Origin of the sequence: Brevibacterium sp., from assembly GCF_052105255.1 — a bacterium.
Classification (GTDB): Bacteria; Actinomycetota; Actinomycetes; order Actinomycetales; family Brevibacteriaceae; genus Brevibacterium; species Brevibacterium linens_B.
This window is the reverse complement of the sequence record NZ_JBQDYQ010000025.1, coordinates 1-18,379: the sequence shown is the minus strand read 5'-3', so window position 1 is coordinate 18,379 and position 18,379 is coordinate 1. Positions and strand designations below refer to the sequence as shown.

The 18,379-nt window shown below is 65.6% G+C and carries 20 protein-coding genes; 10 read left to right on the top strand and 10 right to left on the bottom strand.

Annotation, left to right across the window (positions count from 1 at the left end):
- Positions 1–327 precede the first annotated feature (327 nt).
- The 3 genes from ACTIIH_RS08805 (at position 328) to ACTIIH_RS08795 (ending at position 4,486) form a co-directional block, all read left to right on the top strand.
- Positions 328–852, top strand: coding sequence for a DUF805 domain-containing protein (locus ACTIIH_RS08805; RefSeq protein WP_441451471.1), 525 nt, complete (start codon positions 328–330; stop codon positions 850–852).
- Between the two features lie 558 nt (positions 853–1,410).
- Positions 1,411–2,268: an ATP-binding cassette domain-containing protein gene (locus tag ACTIIH_RS08800; RefSeq protein WP_441451470.1), complete on the top strand. Its 858-nt coding sequence runs from the start codon at positions 1,411–1,413 to the stop codon at positions 2,266–2,268.
- Between the two features lie 40 nt (positions 2,269–2,308).
- On the top strand, positions 2,309–4,486 hold the full coding sequence (locus ACTIIH_RS08795; protein ID WP_441451469.1) for a YhgE/Pip family protein: 2,178 nt from the start codon (positions 2,309–2,311) through the stop codon (positions 4,484–4,486).
- 57 nt (positions 4,487–4,543) lie between these two features.
- Here the strand turns inward: ACTIIH_RS08795 and ACTIIH_RS08790 are convergent, their stop codons facing one another.
- Entirely contained in the window at positions 4,544–5,263 is a 720-nt protein-coding gene (locus ACTIIH_RS08790; protein ID WP_441451468.1) for an AAA family ATPase, read from the bottom strand.
- 62 nt (positions 5,264–5,325) lie between these two features.
- Positions 5,326–5,925, bottom strand: a complete 600-nt coding sequence (locus ACTIIH_RS08785) for a LysE/ArgO family amino acid transporter (RefSeq protein WP_441451467.1) — start codon at positions 5,923–5,925, stop codon at positions 5,326–5,328.
- 165 nt (positions 5,926–6,090) lie between these two features.
- On the opposite strand from ACTIIH_RS08785, the gene ACTIIH_RS08780 reads away from it, so the two are divergent.
- Complete coding sequence (locus ACTIIH_RS08780) at positions 6,091–6,855, top strand: ArgP/LysG family DNA-binding transcriptional regulator (RefSeq protein ID WP_441451466.1); 765 nt, start codon at positions 6,091–6,093, stop codon at positions 6,853–6,855.
- 40 nt (positions 6,856–6,895) lie between these two features.
- On the opposite strand, the gene ACTIIH_RS08775 is transcribed toward ACTIIH_RS08780, so the two are convergent.
- The gene (locus tag ACTIIH_RS08775; protein WP_441451465.1) at positions 6,896–7,480 is read right to left on the bottom strand and encodes a TetR/AcrR family transcriptional regulator; all 585 of its coding nucleotides are present in this window, start codon (positions 7,478–7,480) and stop codon (positions 6,896–6,898) included.
- Between the two features lie 147 nt (positions 7,481–7,627).
- Between ACTIIH_RS08775 and ACTIIH_RS08770 the strand changes: the two genes are divergently transcribed.
- Together ACTIIH_RS08770 and ACTIIH_RS08765 are read left to right on the top strand one after the other, a co-directional pair.
- Complete coding sequence (locus ACTIIH_RS08770; RefSeq protein ID WP_169253380.1) at positions 7,628–8,101, top strand: hypothetical protein; 474 nt, start codon at positions 7,628–7,630, stop codon at positions 8,099–8,101.
- A gap of 103 nt (positions 8,102–8,204) precedes the next feature.
- Positions 8,205–10,343 carry a RecQ family ATP-dependent DNA helicase gene (locus ACTIIH_RS08765; protein ID WP_441451464.1) on the top strand — a complete coding sequence of 713 codons (2,139 nt, stop codon included), beginning with the start codon at positions 8,205–8,207 and terminating at the stop codon, positions 10,341–10,343.
- 7 nt (positions 10,344–10,350) lie between these two features.
- Here ACTIIH_RS08765 and ACTIIH_RS08760 read toward each other — a convergent pair whose 3' ends face one another.
- The 4 genes from ACTIIH_RS08760 to ACTIIH_RS08745 form a co-directional block, all read right to left on the bottom strand.
- Entirely contained in the window at positions 10,351–10,836 is a 486-nt protein-coding gene (locus ACTIIH_RS08760) for a hypothetical protein (protein ID WP_441451463.1), read from the bottom strand.
- Between the two features lie 63 nt (positions 10,837–10,899).
- Positions 10,900–11,013 (bottom strand): VOC family protein, encoded by a 114-nt coding sequence (locus tag ACTIIH_RS08755; protein ID WP_441091291.1) that lies wholly within the window; start codon positions 11,011–11,013, stop codon positions 10,900–10,902.
- Entirely contained in the window at positions 11,010–11,564 is a 555-nt protein-coding gene (locus ACTIIH_RS08750) for a VOC family protein (RefSeq protein WP_441451462.1), read from the bottom strand. Before ACTIIH_RS08750 ends, ACTIIH_RS08755 begins: the two co-directional genes overlap by 4 nt.
- Before the next feature lie 67 nt (positions 11,565–11,631).
- Entirely contained in the window at positions 11,632–12,405 is a 774-nt protein-coding gene (locus tag ACTIIH_RS08745) for an isocitrate lyase/PEP mutase family protein (RefSeq protein ID WP_441451461.1), read from the bottom strand.
- A gap of 99 nt (positions 12,406–12,504) precedes the next feature.
- On the opposite strand from ACTIIH_RS08745, the gene ACTIIH_RS08740 reads away from it, so the two are divergent.
- Entirely contained in the window at positions 12,505–13,239 is a 735-nt protein-coding gene (locus ACTIIH_RS08740) for a DUF998 domain-containing protein (protein WP_441451460.1), read from the top strand.
- A gap of 38 nt (positions 13,240–13,277) precedes the next feature.
- Here ACTIIH_RS08740 and ACTIIH_RS08735 read toward each other — a convergent pair whose 3' ends face one another.
- Entirely contained in the window at positions 13,278–15,002 is a 1,725-nt protein-coding gene (locus ACTIIH_RS08735) for an amidase (protein ID WP_441451459.1), read from the bottom strand.
- 143 nt (positions 15,003–15,145) lie between these two features.
- Between ACTIIH_RS08735 and mobA the strand changes: the two genes are divergently transcribed.
- Positions 15,146–15,769: a molybdenum cofactor guanylyltransferase gene (gene mobA / locus ACTIIH_RS08730; protein WP_441091286.1), complete on the top strand. Its 624-nt coding sequence runs from the start codon at positions 15,146–15,148 to the stop codon at positions 15,767–15,769.
- On the opposite strand, the gene ykgO is transcribed toward mobA, so the two are convergent.
- Positions 15,750–15,872, bottom strand: coding sequence for a type B 50S ribosomal protein L36 (ykgO, locus tag ACTIIH_RS08725; protein WP_039212194.1), 123 nt, complete (start codon positions 15,870–15,872; stop codon positions 15,750–15,752). The two genes, mobA and ykgO, sit on opposite strands and share 20 nt — an antisense overlap.
- Before the next feature lie 45 nt (positions 15,873–15,917).
- Here ykgO and ACTIIH_RS08720 point away from each other — a divergent pair, with 45 nt between their 5' ends.
- Entirely contained in the window at positions 15,918–16,952 is a 1,035-nt protein-coding gene (locus ACTIIH_RS08720) for a GTP-binding protein (RefSeq protein ID WP_441451458.1), read from the top strand.
- A gap of 114 nt (positions 16,953–17,066) precedes the next feature.
- Here ACTIIH_RS08720 and ACTIIH_RS08715 read toward each other — a convergent pair whose 3' ends face one another.
- A complete protein-coding gene (locus ACTIIH_RS08715; protein WP_127365014.1) occupies positions 17,067–17,468 on the bottom strand; it encodes a Fur family transcriptional regulator in 402 nt (133 codons plus the stop codon).
- 225 nt (positions 17,469–17,693) lie between these two features.
- Between ACTIIH_RS08715 and ACTIIH_RS08710 the strand changes: the two genes are divergently transcribed.
- Positions 17,694–18,379: GTP-binding protein (locus ACTIIH_RS08710; RefSeq protein ID WP_441451457.1), on the top strand; the 686-nt coding region annotated here is incomplete at its 3' end.

Sequence of the window (18,379 nt, the reverse complement as noted above, 5' to 3'; positions counted from 1 at the left end):
AGGCTGGGCACCCGGGACTGAACCCGATGTGGAGTGCGGCGCCCGCGCAGACAGTTGATCTGTGCGGGCGCCGTTTCCGTGTCCGGATCATGACAAGTGAGTGAATCAAGAGCTGTGTTGCAGATCTGAAACCGGTTCGATAAATGATGACGAAGAGCCTAGGGCAGAATAGATTTCGCGCAATCTGAAGATCGACTGAGAGAACTCTGCTGATCGACGACGGAATGCGACCAGAAACGTCACCTACAGATGAAGGTCATCATGTCCTACGACGCGAATGCAGCATACAACTCAGACGCACCCGGTCAAGGGGCGCCAGGAGCCGGAATGCCGGCCGGCCAGGGCTACGGAGGTCAGGGCTTCGGAGGTCAGGGCTACGGTGGCGCACCCCGCGGTGCCGCCAGCCCCGATGACCTCTCACTGCCGCTCTACGGCGCATCCTTCGGCCAGGCCGTCAAGCGCTTCTTCAAGAACTACGCGAAGTTCAGCGGGCGGGCCTCGCGCAGTGAGTTCTGGTGGGCGACGCTGTTCTGCGTTCTCGTTGCGCTGGTGCCCTACATTCTTGTCGTCATCGGAGCCGTGATGATGGCGGCGTCTGCTTCCGCCGATCCCTACGGGGGCGGGGCGCCCTCGGGCGGCGGCGTTGCACTGATGGGCATCGGCGGAGTCCTTCTCGGCGTGTTTGTCCTGGCCACGATCGTGCCGTCGATCGCTGTCTCCTGGCGCCGCCTCCATGATGCAGGCTTCTCCGGCCTCTTCTACCTGCTCAACCTGACCTCTATCGGCGGAATCGTTGTGCTCGTCATGGAGATCATGCCGCCTAAGCCCGAGGGTCAGCGCTTCGACGTCTGATTTCGAGGTCTGACTGCGGCGCCTGTGCTCGGACGGAGCATCACGTCTAGTTGCTGACACGTAACACAGCTGCGCAACCATCATGCCCCGTCAGTGTCATCTCGCACCTTTGCAACGGTGCACGATGCCGCCGGCGGGGCGTTGTGCTGCCGGGAGGGCGCATTGCGAGGACCGGGGCGAGGTGCGACGTGTGGTGGGAATGGAACTCGGCGGTGCCCGATGCGCGACTGCAATCCCCTCGCCGAGGCAACCCGACCCCTGAAACCGCGTTGCAGCCCCGGCTGTCTAGAGGGTGCCGCGGTCCCATCGAAAGACCGCCCGATAGCCTCTGTACAGAGAATCGATGTGCAATTCGTGACATCTGGGTCTTCCCAAGTCACTCTCCCATCATTTCCATGAGAGAATTCACTTGCGTTACCAACCGGTAACTTCATGTGGAGTCGCCCGCTTCACAACCCCACGTGCCGGTAGTGGCGTATTCTGCAGTCACCTGCGCGGTGCAGAGATCTCCGGCACTGACCGGATCGACAAGGGCACAGACGATTGGGAGCGATGGCTATGGAGAGCACAACGGACACTCTCGCCGAGGACGCCGACATCGACGCGCCAGCGGTCTCGCTGCGCGGTTGGTCCCTGTCCGGAAAACAAGGCGATGTGTTCACCGATATCGACCTCGAGGTGCCGACCGGCGCCATCGCCGTCGTCCGCGGTCCCGCCGGCAGCGGGAAGACCTCCTTCCTGCTGTCCTTGGCTGCGAGGATGCGGGTCTCGGACGGGGAGGGCCGCCTCGGCGATATCGATATCCGCAAGCAGGCCCGCGCCGTGCGCGGGCAGGTCGCGGTCGGACATATCGCTGGGCTGACGGACCTTGAGGACGATTTCACGGTCGCTCAGCACGTCGCCGAACGACAGATCATGCTGCAGCCCTGGTATAAGCCGTGGGCGTCGAAATCGACATTGCGCGAGGTCATCGGCCTCATCCGGGACACTTTCACCACGGCCGGTGAGATGATCGACGAACTCCCGCCGGGGACGTTCTCGAAGCAGGACGCCCAGCGCGCGGACTTCCTCATCGACGATGACGGAGAGGTATTCGTCTCCGAGCTGAGCGAGCTGCAGAAATTCTTCCTCGAATTCGGGCTGGCAAGCCTCAGCCGCCCACCTGTCGTCGTCATCGACAACATCGACTACCTGCGCGAATCCGCCGACCGAGCCCGTGCTTGGGCCGGGATCCTCATCTACCAGCAGCTGCGCAGATCACGGGATCCCGAGGACCTGCTCACGGTCATCGTCTCCTGCGAGGACTCGAGCGAACTCGACATCGCCACCAGGTCGCTCGGCTCCCGCGCGGAGCCGACGATTGTCGAACTCGAACTGCCGCCCCACCCTCCCGCTCATCGCGGGTCCAAACACTGAACTTCCTGCCCCACGTACACGAATCCGAGGAGATTGCCGAATGTTCTTCCTGCCCTGGTTAGAACTCTCACGATTCAAACGTCACACGATCACGCGCTTGGCGATGATCGTCATCATCGTCATCCCGTCGATCTACGGCGGGCTGTACCTGGCCTCGAACTGGGACCCGACCGGGCACCTCGACAAGCTGCAGGCAGCGGTCGTGAACGAGGATACCGGCGCCGAGAAGCCCGACTCGGACGGAGAGAAGCTCGACGCCGGTCAGGAACTCGTCGACGAGATCACGCCGAAGGGCGAAGGCGGATTCGACTGGGAGGAGACCAGCCAGGAAGAAGCCGACGAGGGGCTGGCCGAAGGGAAGTACTTCGCGGTCCTCGAGATCCCCTCGGACTTCTCCGAGAAGCTCGTGTCGACCGGCGGTGACGATCCGGAGCAGGCAGGGCTGCGGCTGCGCACCGACGACGCCCACAACTTCATCGTCGGGCAGATGGCCGGGACCATCCTCTCCGAGATCAAGGACGGACTGAGTCAGACGACGACCGCCGAGTACGTCAAACAGGTGTATCTCGGATTCAACGATATCCACTCCGAGACGGAGAAGGCTGCAGACGGTGCGGCCGAACTGCACGACGGAGCAGGCCAACTCCACGACGGTACCGGCGAACTCGTCGGTGGGACGACGAAGCTCGACAAGGGCATCGGAACCCTGCAGACCGGGCTCATCGACCTCGATAAGGGTGCAGGTGAACTGAAGAAAGGCAGCGGCGACCTTGCCGACGGTGCCGATACCCTGGCCAAATCCACCACCGAGGCGAAGAACGGTTCGAAGAAACTCGCCGACGGCGCAGGGCAGGTCGCCGACGGCACCTCGGAGCTGCGTGATACCGCCGACGAGGCCACGAGGAAGGCCGAGGACGTCAAACGCAAGGCCGATGACGTCGTCGATGGTGCCCGCCCCAAGCTCGAGCGCGCCGAAGGGGACTTCGACGATGCCCGAACCACCGTGCGCGGGGACATGGACGAGCGGATCAAGCAGCTGCAGGAGGACTATCCGGACGACCCGAACGTGCAGAAACTCGCCGAGGATGCCGACAGCCTCGGCGAGGACCTCGATTCCGCGCACAAGCGCGCCTCGGATGCCAAGGATGAAGCCAAGAGCCTCGAGGACAAGCTGACCGACGCTGTCGACGGGGTGATGGACAAGATCCGTACGGCGGATAAGAAGATCGGTCAGCTCGACGACGGAGCGCAGAAGGTCGCGACCGGTGCCGACGACCTCCACTCCGGGCTGATCAAGCTCGACGCCGGAGCGGGCAAGCTCGCCAAGGGAGCCGGTGACCTCCATGACGGGGCCGTCCAGCTCAAGGACGGCACGGCGAAGGCTAAGGACGGAGCCGGTGATCTCAAGGACGGATCGGAACAGCTCGTCGACGGGTCGACCGAACTCGACAAGGGCGCGGATAAACTCGATGACGGCTCCGGCGAACTCGCTGACGGGCTGCAGAAGGGACTCGAGCAGATCCCGACCTATGACAAGAAGGACCGGGAGAACCGTTCGGATGTCGTGGCGGTTCCCGTCGACGCCGACAAGGTCAAGGACAACGCGGTCGACACCTACGGCGAAGGACTGTCCGCGTTCTTCGTCTCCTTGGCTCTGTGGATCGGCGGAATGATCACCTATATGGTCATCAACGCCATTCCATATCGGGCGCTGTTCTCATCGGCGACTTCGTCGCGCATCGCCTGGGCCGGCTACGTTCCCGGGCTCCTCTTCGGTATCGCTCAAGTCGCAGTCCTCTACGCGATCCTCGCCTTCACCTTGGACTTCTCGGCCGGAGCGTGGCTGTGGACGCTGCTGTTCTCGATGCTCGCGGCGGCCTGTTTCCACTCCGTGCACCAGTTGTGTGTCGCGGCCTTGGGCGGTGTCGGCAGGCTGATTGCCCTGGTTCTGCTGATGCTGCAGATCGCATCGGCAGGCGGAACCTATCCGGTGGAGACGGCGCCGAAGATATTCCAGATCATCTCGCCGTTCCTGCCGATGACGCACGCGGTCAAGGGCCTGCGGACCCTGGTCGCTGGCGGCGACATGTTCATCGCCGCGCAGGCGGCAGTGGTCCTGCTGCTGATGACTGCAATCTGCCTGGTCGCCACAACCGTGGTCTGCAGCCGCAAGCGCATGGTCACGCTCACTCAGCTCCACCCGAGCCTGCAGCTGTAGGCCGGGGGCGGGCGCAAGGCGTGGGTCGCCTCTGGCGTTGTGGCCGCAGGCGGCGGCTCAGTCGTCGAGGTAGCGCAGGTACCGCTGCGGGTCGTGGAGGAAGCGGCGCCAGTGATCGACCATGTCGAGGTCTGCCCATCGGGATTCGCGCAGTCCCCAGTCGCCGACCTCGACGATCTTCGCATTGTCGGCCCGAGCGAGGATGGGGGAGTGGGTGGCCATGATGGTCTGCAGGCCCTTCCGCTGGCGTTCGCGGATGAGCTGAAGAAGAGTCAGCGAGGCAGTGAACGACAGCGCGCTCTCCGGCTCGTCGAGGATCCACAAGCCCAGCTCCATGAAACGGCCCGTGAGCATGTCGACGAACATCTCACCGTGCGATCGCTGCGCATAGTGATGGCCACGCATCGAACCGACGTCCATGAGATAAGCCATGTTCTCGTGCATCGTTTCAGCGCGGAGGAAGAACCCGCTGCGGTTCGTCGTCGCTCCGCGCACGATCTGCAGGTGTTCACTCAGTTCAGGAGGAGCCTCGGCGTGATCGCGCACCTCCCAACCGGAGCCGCCGCCGTGCGGGAGGTCGAGAGCCGTGGCGATGGCCTCGATGATGGTCGACTTGCCGGAGCCGTTCTCGCCGACGAAGACGGTCGTGCGATCGAATTCGAAGCCGGCCAGAGCGTCACGGACGGCGGGCAGATCACGCAGCCAAGGGCTCAGCCTCGGTGGTGCATGGGCGTGCTCGGCCACTGAACGCAGCGGCAGATCGACTCGGGTATCCATGTCTGCGACGGTACCAACGGGCACTGACATCGAACACGGAGTCGGTCGCCTCGGCGCAGCGCTTACCCGAGTGCCAGCCGCACGGCCAGCGCCACGAGCACGACGGCGATGACGACGTCGAGGACCTGCCAGACCCGCGGCCGTCCCAAGTAACGGGAGAGCCCGCGGGCCCCGTAGCCGATGGTGAGGAACCAGCTGATCGAGCCGAGCATCGCCCCGAGAGTGAACGGCCACACCCCGTCGGGGCCCTGCTGGTTGGCGAGGTTGCCGAGCATGACGACGGTGTCGATGTAGACGCCGGGATTGAGGAATGTCAGCGCCAAAGTGGTGAGGATGATGGACTTGAGGGTCCGCTGGTGGGTATCGGCCTTCAGCCCGGTGGCTTCGCGCGCCGATTTCAGGCTCGTCCACGCGAACCACAGCAGGTACGCCACACCCAGCCAGCGCAGGACTTCGAGCACCCATGGTGCCAGCAGCACGATCGCCCCGATCCCCACCGTGCCCGCCGCGATGAGCAGGACGTCGGCGACGATGCAGATGGTGACGACGACGCCGAGGTGCTCGCGCCGGATCCCCTGCCGCAGCAGGAGCGCGTTCTGCGGGCCGACGGCGATGATGAGCGACCAGCCGGTGAGGAGTCCGGTGACGAGATGAGTGAGCACGGACTCAACAGTAGAGACCGGCTGAGAAGAAGAAAAACAACAGAATGTGCATCTGATGCACAATTGCTTCATGAACATCGATCACGTCAAAGCGCTCGCTGCCGCTGTCGACGAAGGCACCGTCGAAGGGGCGGCCTTCGTCCTCGGCATCACCGCCTCGGGCAGGTGCTCATCCGACGAACGAATCCGATCACCGTCACCGAGGCGGGGCGGGCCATCCTCCGCTACGCCCGGCAGGTCGAGCTGCTGGAGTCCGAGGCGCTCGCTCGGCTGCACGGCATCGACGCCGACTCCCTCGGGGAGGGCGGATCCGGCGACCGGGGTCGTGAGCCCACCGTGCTTCGGGTGGGGGTGAATGCCGATTCGATGGCGACGTGGTTCCGCCCGATCTTCGCCGAGGCGGCCGCCTGGGACGATGTCGTCCTCCGCATCGAGATGGTCGACCAGGACAAAGCGCTGCCGCTCTTGGCATCGGGTGAGGTGCTCGGCACGATCACCTCGACGGCGACCGGCGGGTACGGGACGACGGTCGCCGAGCTCGGGGCGATGCGCTACACCGCCGTGGCCGAACGCTCCCTGATCGATCGGCATTCCACCGGCACCGAGGCGGATCTGACCAGGTTGCCGATGGTGAACTTCGGCCAGGATGACGACCTGCAGTTCGAGTTCCTCCGCCGCTGCGGAGTCGACGGGCGGCCGCCGATGTCGGTCGTGCCGGGGTCGGCGGAGTTCGCGGCCGCAGTGGGGGCGGGCCTCGGTTGGGGGATGGTGCCGGTCATGCAGCTCGACGGTTTCGAATCCGACCTCGTTGAGATCGGTCCCGAGCCGCATATCGACGTCCCGTTGTACTGGCACCACTGGACTCTGGCCTCGGACAAGCTCTCTCGCCTGACCGGCGCGCTGCGCCGCGTTGCCGCCTTCATGCGGTGAGCGGGCGAGGCCGGATTGCGGTGATTCTATACTGGGCAGATCAGGAGCTGAGGAGCTTGTCGATCGTCCACTTGACCTGTTTATGTGCGGCGTCGACGGTCATGGTCTCGGGCGAGATGATCGAGTGCAGGGCGATGCCGTCGACGGTGGTGAAGAGCGCTGTGGCGGTCGGAGCCACCTCGGTGGGGTCGATGTGCCCCTCCTCGGCGAGCAGATTCAGCCAGCGATGCAGACTGTCATAGGTGACTCGGTGGCCGTGTTCGAGGAGACGCCGGGACACTGCCCGCTTCTCGGCGCCGAGAGCGTGCAGGTGCATGGAGAACCAGGTTTCGAGCTGCACATCCCGATGCTCATGGGTCGGCAGAAACTGGGCACAGCACTCATAGAGCCGGTCGGCCGGGGCGAGGGCCGCATCGGCGATGGAGAAATCCTTGACGACGGTGTCGATGGAACGCAGCGCGACCGCCTCGTGGAGGTCTGCCTGGGTGGGGAAGTAGTGGCGCAGCGTCGACGGTCCGACCCCTGCTTCCTTGGCCACGGCGCGCACGCTGAGATTGGCCTCGCCGGGTCCCGACCGTTCCGCCAGCCGGATGGCCGCGGTGATGATGTCGTCTCGCTTCGACAACCGAGCTCCTTGCGTCATTGACATCGGTGCATTGCTTCAGTGTATAGTACATTGTACTAGTACGGTGTACTAAAGCGTTGAAGCGACGCGGCAGGAACAGTGTGCTGACCCGACCAGAGGACCCCAACGGAAGAAGAGAGAGCCCTCATGATCGACAGTCTGCAGGAATTCGCCGGAAGTTTCCCCGACTGGCTGCAGTGGGCGGGCGTTCTGCTCGTCTCCGCTATCCCCTTCGTCGAGTCGTACTTCGGCTCCGTGATCGGCGTGGCAATCGGCTTGCATCCCGTTGTCGCAATACTGGTGGCCGTCATCGGCAACGTCGTCTCGATGCTCGCCTTCGTCTACGGAGCCGGCGCGATCAGGGACAAAGCGACGAAGAACAAAGAGGTCGAGGAGAAACCGAAGCGGCAGCGGCTCAAGCGCATGTTCGACAGATTCGGCGTGCCGGGAGTCTCGTTGCTGGGCCAGACACTGCTGCCCTCGCAGATCACCTCATCGGCAATGGTCGGATTCGGTGCGAATCGCAATGTCGTGGCTGTCTGGCAGATCATCTCGATCATCCTCTGGGGCATCCTCTTCGGTGTGCTCGCCACCCTGGGCGTCGAGTACGCCCTGCGCTGAGCCGAGGTGGCTCTGACCGAGCCTCGTATCGATGTGCTGACCACATTGTGATGCGGCGCAGGGAGCGGCCCGCGGTGTCAGTGCCTCCACCTAGACTGGCCCCATGACGGAATCCACCCCGACATCCCCACCCGCTGCCGACTCACCCGGCACGCCTGACGACTTCGCGATCGAGGCGCAGCGCATCCTCGCCGAGCTCACCGCGAACCCGACCGCGCAGTTCCGCGACGGCCAGCTCGAGTCCATCCGCGACCTCGTGCAGGGCAAGAAGCGCGTCCTCGTCGTCCAGCGCACCGGGTGGGGCAAGTCGGCCGTGTACTTCGTCGCCACCCGTATGCTCCGGGCCTCGGGCACCGGGCCGAGCCTCATCATCTCCCCGCTGCTGGCGCTCATGCGCGACCAGATCGCCGCAGCCGAACGCGCCGGAGTCCGCGCCGCCAGCCTCAACTCCTCGAACGTCACCGAATGGGACTCCGTGCTCGAGGACCTCAGGGCCGGCAGCCTCGACGTCCTCCTCGTCTCCCCGGAGCGGCTGAACAATCCGCAGTTCCGCGACGAAGTGCTGCCGCAGCTGCTGGCCTTCCTCGGCCTCATCGTCGTCGACGAAGCCCACTGCATCTCCGACTGGGGCCACGATTTCCGCCCCGACTACCGCCGCATCGGCCGGATACTGTCCGAACTGCCGCGCGACACTCCGGTGCTCGCGACGACGGCAACCGCGAACTCCCGCGTCGTCGCCGATGTCGCCGAACAGCTCGGCGATGACACCACCGTCGTCCGCGGCGAACTCGCCCGCGATTCCCTGCGTCTCGGAGTCCTCGGCGGGCTCGACGCCAGTGCCCGCATCGCCTGGCTGGCCTCGCACTTGAACGACTTCACCGGGTCCGGAATCGTCTACACGCTCACCGTCTCCGCCGCCGAGGACATCACCCGAATGCTGCGCGAACAGGGCCACGAGGTCAGCGCCTATACGGGCCGGACCGATGCCGAAGAACGCGCCGAACTCGAACAGCAGCTCAAGGACAACCGGCTGAAGGCGCTGGTGGCCACCTCGGCGCTGGGCATGGGATTCGACAAACCCGACCTCGGATTCGTCATCCACATCGGCGCGCCCTCCTCGGCCGTGGCCTACTACCAGCAGGTCGGCCGCGCCGGCCGCGCCACGGACTCCGCCGACGTCCTCCTGCTGCCCGGTGCAGAGGACGAACAGATCTGGGAGTACTTCGCGACCGCGTCGATGCCGAACCAGGGCGACGCGAATGCTGTGCTCGCGGCCCTCGCCGAGGCGGACGGCCCCCTGTCCGTGGCCCGCTTGGAGACCTTGGTCGGAACCAAGCGCTCCCGCCTGAATCTGCTGCTCAAGACCCTCGAGGTCGAAGACGCCGTGACGAAGGTCAAAGGTGGGTACGCCTCGACCGGGCTGGGGTGGACCTATGACCGGGATCGCTATGAGAAGGTCGCAGCCGTCCGAGCCGAAGAGGCCAAGGCTATGCTCGATTATGAGGCGACCGGGCAGTGCCGGATGGAGTTCCTCATCCGTCAGCTCGACGATCCCGACCCGCACCCGTGCGGTCGCTGCGACAACTGCGCCGGAGTGTGGTTCTCTGCCGAGATCTCCGACGAACAGCGCCAGGCCGCGGCGGGGAACCTGCACAAGATCGGTCTGCCCATCGAGCCGCGCAGCACCTGGCCCAGCGGGCTGGCCAATATCGGTGTCCCGCTCAAGGGCCGGATCCCGGCCGAAGAGCTCGCCGAGGAGGGGCGTGCGATCGCGCGTCTGTCCGACCTCGGGCAGGGGCAGACCCTCCGGTCGTTCCTCGCCCCCGATGCTCCCGATGCGGAGGTGCCCGGTCGGATCGGCAAATGGTGCCTCGACGTGCTGGCGCAATGGGATTGGAAAACACGGCCCGAGTTGGTCGTATCGATCCCGAGCAATCGCCGTCCCGTGACGGTGCGGTCCCTGGCCGCGAATCTCGCTTCTGCCGGTCGTCTCGTCGACGGTGGTGAGCTGCTGCAGGTCGGCGACCACGGCACACCTGATGTCAACAGTGCCTTCCGCGTCAAGGACCTCTATGAAGCCTTCGTTGTTCCTCCCGACGTCGAGGAGGCGGTGGCCGGGAAATCAGTGCTGCTCGTCGACGACGAGGTCGTCTCGCGGTGGACGATGACGGTCTGTGCACGATTGCTGCGCAGGGCAGGAGCCACCTCGGTGCTGCCGTTCGCGCTTGCGCTGCGGGCCTGAGCAGTTCTCACGCTCTGCGGAGGTCGCGGACCAACCTCGGCGTTGACCAGCGTCCGACCTGCCCGGCCCACATCGACCAGGGGTAGGAGAGCCGAAAATGGAAGTAGTTGACGCACTCGGCGACCGCGAACAACCACACGGCGATGATGAGAACCGCGCTGAGTGAAGTTCCGGGCCACGTGACGACGATGCCGATACCGGATGCGAGAAGGACGAGTGGGTTGATGATTCGCAAGCTCCGATAAACGCCGGCGGTCGTGCGAGGGATCGGGCCAGGCAGATGATGCCGCGCGAGCAGCCAGTAGATCCCAGCCTGGACGAGGATGAAGAGCAGCGGCAACAGCGCTGACCACAGAGCGGCCTCGGCGCCGTCGGCGGCGATGAAGGGGAGTTGTGTCGGGACGAGTGCGAAGACCGCTGCGGCGACGATCTCTCCGAGCCCAAGGCTGAGGAATCGCCGCCGCAGCGGTTCAAATCGATCGGTGTCAGTCACGGCCGGATCAGTGACTGCCACAGAGCAGCCGACCGAACCAGTGTCTGGGCGCCTCCGTGACGGTCACAGATTCTGCTGCAGCTGGAACGTCGCTCCCTCCGGGTCGGTGACCGTGACGATGCGACCGTACGGGGAGTCTTCCGGACCGGCGAGCACTGTGCCGCCGAGCTCTGTCACCTTTGCTGCCGCGGCATCGGCGTCTTCGACGTTGATGTAGGTGCGCCAGTAGGAGTTCTGTGCCCACTGACTGGCATCACAGATTCCGGCCACAGCCTCGTCACCGTCGCCGTGCGTCGAGTACGGGAACCCCTCCATCGGGGTGATGTCGAATGAGAAGACCCACCGGGCTGCCACATGCCGATGGGTGATCCCGTCGGGTCGACGACGACGGCCATCTGACCGAGCGGGCCGACGGGCATGGGGCCGACGACTTCGGCGGCTCCGGCGCCCAGCGCAGCCTGATAGGTTCCGGCGATGTCGCCAGTGTGCAGGTAGGTCGACCAGGCTGTGGGCATTTCCGGGCTCGGGGTGCCGTCCATGTTCATGGCTCGCATGGCGCCGCCGACGTTGCCTCCGTCCTTCGTGATCATGTTGTAATGGCCGAAGTCCTCACCCAGGTCGGCGAACTCCCAGCCGAAGAGCTGAGTGTAGAAGTTCTGGGCGGCCTCGCAGTCCTGGCAGACATAGTCGATCCAGATCGGCTGGCCTTCGCGGGGATTGGCAGGCATTGCGTCTCCTCTTGTGGTGGGGTGGAGGTGAGTTGCCGTGGATGATGCCGACGGCAGGGGGATGACCCTACTGCCAAGCGCGCGTGAAATCCGCGAAGCAGTCGGTCAGCGCCGCCTGCAGAAGTGGACCGAAGGTCACGCGCCCGACCCCGAGTTCAGCGAGCTGAGAGAGGTCGAGTTCGTCGGGCACCGCGCCCTTGATCGGGTGCGCGGTGACATTGAGCGGCAGCGTGATCTGCGCGAGGATCGATTTGAGTGTGCCCACATCGGGCAGACGGACGGGGTAGACGGAGTCCGCTCCGGCTTCGGTGCACAGACGCAGACGTCGGACCACCTCGGCGGTCGGATCGTCGAAATCGCCCGGATACTTGAACACATCGGTGCGGGCGTTGATGACGACGTGGACCCGCTGCGCTTCGGCGGCTTGGCGCAGGCTCCAGATGTATTCGGCGTGCTCCTCGGGGCTGCGCATGCTGCCCCGGCTGTGGACCGTGTCCTCGATATTCACACCGACCGCTCCGGCATCGAGGAGACCGGCGATGAGCTCGGGAGCGGGGGTGTCGTACCCGGATTCGAGATCCGCGGTGACAGGAACATCCACCGCCGAGGTGATCCTGGAGATCCCCTCGAGCGCCTGCTCAAGCGTCATCTGCTCACCGTCGCCGTGGCCGAGCGAATCGGCGAGCGGATGGGATCCGATGCTCAGTGCGTTGAAACCGACGTCGACCATCGCACGAGCCGACCAGGCATCCCAGACGGTCGGCAGCACGAGGGGTTCGTCCTGGTGATGTCCCTGCAACAGGGTGAAAGCGCGTTCGGCGAGAACCGTGTAATCGACCATGGTCAATACTTTTCCACTGTTGTGCCTCGACACGCCAGGGGTCGGACCGGTTCACCAGAAGGTTTCAGGCAGGCGCGGTGATAGCGTGACCACCATCCGATGTCGCCGTACGGAGGAGCAGAGGTGGCCGGTTCGGGCACCATCCGCGTTTCGCCCAAACCCGAGCGGGTGTGGGCGCTTCTCGCCGTGCTTGTCGGCATGGCCACGATCCTCATCGAGATTCCCGCGGCACTGATGTCCGAAGGCGGCTACTCATTCGCACGGCAGCCCATCAGCCATCTGGGGATGACCGGATGCGGCGAATGGGGAGACGCGGAAACCCCGATCGAGGTCTGCTCACCGGCCCATCCCTTCGTCAACGGCGTCTCCATCATCGCCGGATCGATGCTCGCGATCATCGCCTTCATCTGGCACGACTGGATCGCCCCGACTCGCTGGGGCCGGTGCGGGTCCTTTATGCTCGCCGCCGGCGGAATGCTGCTGGCCGGAACCGGGATGGTCCCGGCAGACATCGATCCGAGACTGCACGCCGTCTTCGGAATCGGCGGATCCGTGATCCAGAACCTCGGCTTGCTTGCCGCCGGCATCGCCATGGTCCGATGGCCCGAGAAACGCCGGATCGGTCCCGTCGACTTCGGCGGGCTCACACTCGGACTGGGCGTATTCGGACTCACCGGTACCTTGTTCTTGGCTGCTCCGGACAGCTGGGACCTGCCCGACGGCATCGTCGAGCGAGCCGCGTCCTACCCGTTGCTCATCTGGTTCATCCTCGCCGGATGGATGCAGCTGCGCGACGCCTCCAGGCGAAAACGCGAGCTGGCCTCCGGACCGTGAAGTCGGCGAGCGAGTGAGCCGGCGCAGCTGCCGCGTGTCTACAGCCGCGGAGTCCGCGGCGGCGCCTGCCGGCGCTCACCTGTCGCCTCGAACGCAGCGGCGATCTCGATGAGTGCGGAATCGTCCCAGCCGCGACCGGCGATCGTCAGTCCCACGGGGATACCGGTGTCGGCCATTGCTCCCATCGGCACCGTCACCGACGGGATACCGAGGTGGCGGGGCACGAGGTTGCCGTTGGCCACCCAGGTGCCGTTGCGCCATCCCAGGTCCGCGGACGCTTCGTTGACGTCCATGTCCGCCGGTCCCACATCGGCCATCGCCGGGAAGACCACCGCATCGAAGCCATGCTCATCCATCCACTCCTCGAGGTCGACCCGGCGGGTCTCCTCGAGCCCGCGCACACCGGATGCGAGCTCGGGGATCTCCGTGACCGAGGCATAACGATTCGTGCGCACCTGCTTCGGGTAGGTAGCGATGTCATCGTCGAAGCCGACGTATCGATCGGGAAGCGCACCGGGTGGGTGGGGGAAGATCATGGCTCCGTCCACCTCGGCGAGGGTGGAAAGGTTCGGGTCGCCGTTCGCGGCGAGGAAATCGTCCCACCCCCACGACGAGAGGTCGTTGATCTCCCGATCGAGGTAGTCGGTGGTGACGAACCCGCGCGTCGCGATCGTCGGGGCACCGGGCCGGTCACCCTCGTAATTGCTCACGACCGGGAAGTCGGTTTCGACCACCTCGGCGCCTGCGGATTCGAGATCGGCTCGCGCAGCCTGCCAGGCCTCCATCACCGAGGCGCGAGTCTCGACTCGGTCTCCCGTGGGCCCGCCGATACCGCCGTCCGGGTTCGTTCCGGCCTCGTCATCGGCGTTGATGTACATCCGCGGAACGCCGAGGCGTTTGCCGGCCAACACCGTCTGTGCCGCCGCGAGCGATTCCGGCAGCAGCGCAGCATAGGAGTCAGGGCGCACCGCGCTCGCCTTCGGGATGTCCACCCAGGGCTGGACGCGCCAGAAGTCCCCGCGAGTCTGCTCGTCGTCGGCGACGATGACGTCGAGAACCTCCGCGAGGTCGGCCATCGTGCGCGTGTGGGGGACGACGACGTCCATGGTCGGCACGAGCGGCCAGTTTCCGCGCACGCTGATGACCCCGCGCGAGGGTGTGTAGGCGACGAGCGCATTGTGCGACGCCGGTGCACGACCCGAGGACCAGGTCTCCTCGCCGAGGCCGAACGCTGCGAAGCTCGCCGTCGTGGCCGTTCCGGAGCCGTTCGAGGACCCCGAGGCGAAGGCACTGGTCAGCCAGTCGGCGTTGTACGGGCTTTCGGCACGGCCGTAGAGTCCGCGCTGCATGCCGCCGTTGGCCATCGGCGGCATGTTCGTCAGGCCATGGCAGATGGCACCGCCGGCGCGCAGCCGTTCGATCGTGAACGCATCTTTCTGCGCCACGAGGTCGGCGAAGGCCGGTGACCCGGAGGCCACGGTGAGGCCCGCGACCATATAGCTGTCCTTCGCGGTGTACGGAATCCCGTCGAGGGGACCGAGCGTCTGACCGGCTGCGCGCCGTTCGTCGGAGGCGGCCGCCTCGGCGAGGGCTTGCGGGTTCTTGACGATCACGGAGTTGAGCTTCGTGTCGGTGTCGAGGCCGTCGAATGCGGCGATCCGGTCCTGATAGGCCTCGACGAGCTCCACCGAGGTGGTGCGGCCGCCGGCGAGGGCGGCTCGCAGATCGGCGATGGACGCTTCGACGACATCGAACTTCGACATGATCTTCCTCCGGGCACTCGACGGTGCGTGCGCGATGTGGGTGTGTTCCTGCCCAGAGTAGCGCCGATTCGAGACTGATGGGCTGCGGATTTCGTCGTCCGCGGGGTGCTGAACGTGGAGTTCGCGGTGGGTACGATCGAGGTATGACGGTCAACGCGATCATTCTCACCGGCGGTCGTTCGCGACGTTTCGGAGGTGAGCACAAACCCGGCGTCGAGGTGGCAGGACGGTCGACGATTTCCCGAATCCTGGAGAGCATCCGCGGTGCGGCAGCCGACGCCGAGGTGTGGGTGGCCGGACCCGCAGACGGACTCTCGGAGGCGGAGCAGAAAGGCGTCCGCGTGGTTCGGGAAGAACCCGAGTTCGCGGGCCCATTGGCCGGGATCGCGGCCGCAGCGGAGGCGATGCCGCCTGAGACGGATTTCCCGGCCGAGACGGCCGATGTCACCCTCGTCCTGGCCGGGGACATGCCGATGGTCACGGCGGGCCACCTCGGTGAGCTCATCTCCACGTGCCGGGCCACCGGACGTCCGGCCACGGGCACCGATGATCGGGGGAAGACGCAGTTCCTCTGCGCGGCCTGGCCGACTCGGCTGCTGCGTACTCGTCTGGCCGAACTCGGTGACCCCACCGATGGTGCGGTGAAGCTGCTGTTCAGGGGACTCGAACCGGCTGTGGTCGTCGTCGACCCTGAGGCGGTGCGTGATTTCGATACGGCAGCCGAGCTCGAAGCGATTCGCGCCCGACTCAGCCCTGGCGGGCCTTGAACCGAGGATTCTTTTTGTTGATGACGTAGACGCGGCCGCGGCGGCGGACCACCTGCGAGCCGGGCTGGGACTTCAGTGATCGCAGAGAACGGCGAACCTTCATGAGCGTGACTCCTTAGTGAGAATGAGTATCATTAGACTCAATACTATGTTCTCGATCGAAGGGAAGCGAATGCGGGGATCAGCCGAAGGCGATCGGAGGCCTATTGTCGACGGAATCGAAGCGATCGCCGTCGTCGGACTCTGCGCGGCCGAGCGCAGGCACTATGCGATGACTCTGGCCAGGGATCGCGGCTATGTCTTCGTGCCTGCGGAGCAGTCGGAGCAGGGCATCGAGGCGATCGACCGCCTCGTCGAACTGGTCGGCATGACCTCCGGGGTGCACGGGTTCGTCCTCGAATATGGGGACGATGCGGACTGCGCGGAGATCATCGGAGCCCTGAGCGCCCCCGAAACGCGAGCCGTGCTCACCGACCTCGTCTGCGTGCTCGACCTTGCCTGCCTGCACAGCGATCTCGATTCGGAAGTTCGCGCAGGAGCCCTCGTTGCGCATATCGAGTTCGCCTCGACTCTGGCGCTGCTGGCGCCCGAGCCTTCCGATTCGGATGTGGTCGAGGCAGCGAGCGGGCTGATCGCGCATCTGGCGCCCGAGGCCAGACGCTTCCTGCTGCGCGACGGCGCGGTGCACGAGCCCGTGTGCTGGCAGTTCGGGCACCGGCCTCCTGCCGCGGGGTGGACGGCGATACTCAACTCGGAGTTTCGGCCCCCGGCCCGATCGGGAGGTGTCCGCGCCTGCCGCTTCGAACAGGTGCGGCCCTTTCACCCGCAGCGCCTGCAGGCGGTGCTGAGTGCGGCGCTCGGCGAAGGCTGCTGGGGTCGCATCGTCCGCTCTGCCGGTTTCGCGAAGCTCGCCTCCCGGCCCTATGTGACCGCGCACTGGGACCAGACGGGCACTCTGCTCATGCTCTCACCGCTGTCCGTCGATCCGCTTCCCGGCGGGGGTGCGGAGCTGCTGGCGCTCGGTCAGGATCTCGCATTCATCGGCTTCGACCTCGACGAGGCGGGGCTGTGCGAGGCGCTCGACCGGGCCGTCCTCACCGATGCCGAGCTGCTGGCAGGTCCGATGGCCTGGCTGGAGTTTCACGACGAGTTCCCCGCGTGGGACTCCGCGCGTCGAGGCTGAGGCCTCAACAGCTCGGCGCGAATGCCGGCTTGGTGAACCAGCCGCAGCTCGGCCCCTGCGCCAAGCTGATGCGGGTTCACCAGGCTGACAGCCGAGGCGGTGCTCCGGCTGCGCTCAGTCGCCCGCCCGGCAGTCGGCGCACAGGCCGAAGATCTCGAAGACGTGATGCGTGATCTCGAAGCCGTTCGATGCCGCGATCTGGCGCATCCAGTCCTCACTCGGCGGATCGATCTCGACGGCGGTGCCGCAGCGTTCGCAGACGAGATGGTGGTGATGCTCGGTCTGCGCGCAGGCGCGGAAGAGCTGGGTCTCGGCGATGGTGATCGTATCGGCGTCGCCGCTGCGCGCAAGCGCATTGAGCTGCCTGTAGACGGTGGCCAGGCCCACGCTGGCCCCGTCGTCCTCGAGGCGGCGGTGGAGCTGCTTGGCGGAGACGAAGCGGGTCTCGGATTCCAGAGCAGAGCCGATGAGCGCCTTCTGCGCGGTGCTGCGCGTCTTCTTCTGCGGAGCTGCCATGGTGGGTCCTCCCTTATCGTCTCTGTCGAACTCATCGTCGACGCCACAGGGGCATATGCGTGAACGTGCATATGCGAGAGAAATAATGAAACACGTTACCATTAACGGGCGGTTCAACCACACCGACGATGGACCCCGAGCTGAGAACGGGCCCGCACTCACAGCGGGACCTGCACAGTCGGACCGTCGGGCACGAACACCGGGCACGAACACCGAGGAGGCGCTATGAGCGGACCCCAACGCAGACCGGCGATCCCGGTCATTCTCCTCACGGGCTACCTCGGCGCCGGAAAGACGAGCCTGCTCAACCACCTCCTGCGCCACCCCGACGCCCGCATCGGCGTCATCGTCAACGATTTCGGCGACCTCAACATCGACGCCGGACTCGTCGTCGGCCAGGTCGACGAACCGCTGTCGATCTCGGGCGGCTGCGTGTGCTGCCTGACCGATGACTCCGAGCTCGAGGACGCGCTTGTGGCGATGACGAATCCCCAGCTGCGCCTCGACGCGATCATCGTCGAAGCCAGCGGATTCGCCGAACCCCTGACCTTGGCTCGCATGATCACCCGCATGGGCCACCACCGATTCCACCTCGGCGGGGTCATCGACGTCGCCGACGCCACCATGTACTTCGACACCGTCGATACCTCGAGTCTGCCGCCTCTGCGGTTTGCCGCGACGACGTTGGTGCTGGTCAACAAGCTCGACCAGGTGCCGGCGGCCGACCGCGACAGCACAGTCGAAGCCGTGCGCGCCCGCGTCCACGAACGCAATCCGCGCGTCATCGTCATCGGCACCCATCATGCCCGCCTCGACCCCACTCTGATCTTCGATCCAGGCGTTGGGGATCGAGATTCTCGCCGAGGCGGCTCCGACGTCGGCGAGGACCCGGTCCAGCCCGAATTGCCGAT

Bases quoted from the DNA above. Each gene is read 5' to 3' on its own strand.
- ACTIIH_RS08735 (WP_441451459.1), bottom strand. From the start codon at position 15,002: ATGTCGAAGTTCGATGTCGTCGAAGCGTCCATCGCCGATCTGCGAGCC.
- ACTIIH_RS08770 (WP_169253380.1), top strand. From the start codon at position 7,628: ATGATCGACAGTCTGCAGGAATTCGCCGGAAGTTTCCCCGACTGGCTG.
- ACTIIH_RS08720 (WP_441451458.1), top strand. From the start codon at position 15,918: ATGTTCTCGATCGAAGGGAAGCGAATGCGGGGATCAGCCGAAGGCGAT.
- ACTIIH_RS08795 (WP_441451469.1), top strand. From the start codon at position 2,309: ATGTTCTTCCTGCCCTGGTTAGAACTCTCACGATTCAAACGTCACACG.
- ACTIIH_RS08790 (WP_441451468.1), bottom strand. From the start codon at position 5,263: ATGGATACCCGAGTCGATCTGCCGCTGCGTTCAGTGGCCGAGCACGCC.
- ACTIIH_RS08715 (WP_127365014.1), bottom strand. From the start codon at position 17,468: ATGGCAGCTCCGCAGAAGAAGACGCGCAGCACCGCGCAGAAGGCGCTC.
- ACTIIH_RS08765 (WP_441451464.1), top strand. From the start codon at position 8,205: ATGACGGAATCCACCCCGACATCCCCACCCGCTGCCGACTCACCCGGC.
- ACTIIH_RS08740 (WP_441451460.1), top strand. From the start codon at position 12,505: ATGTCGCCGTACGGAGGAGCAGAGGTGGCCGGTTCGGGCACCATCCGC.
- ACTIIH_RS08750 (WP_441451462.1), bottom strand. From the start codon at position 11,564: ATGCCTGCCAATCCCCGCGAAGGCCAGCCGATCTGGATCGACTATGTC.
- ACTIIH_RS08745 (WP_441451461.1), bottom strand. From the start codon at position 12,405: ATGGTCGATTACACGGTTCTCGCCGAACGCGCTTTCACCCTGTTGCAG.
- mobA (WP_441091286.1), top strand. From the start codon at position 15,146: ATGACGGTCAACGCGATCATTCTCACCGGCGGTCGTTCGCGACGTTTC.
- ykgO (WP_039212194.1), bottom strand. From the start codon at position 15,872: ATGAAGGTTCGCCGTTCTCTGCGATCACTGAAGTCCCAGCCCGGCTCG.
- ACTIIH_RS08800 (WP_441451470.1), top strand. From the start codon at position 1,411: ATGGAGAGCACAACGGACACTCTCGCCGAGGACGCCGACATCGACGCG.
- ACTIIH_RS08805 (WP_441451471.1), top strand. From the start codon at position 328: ATGCCGGCCGGCCAGGGCTACGGAGGTCAGGGCTTCGGAGGTCAGGGC.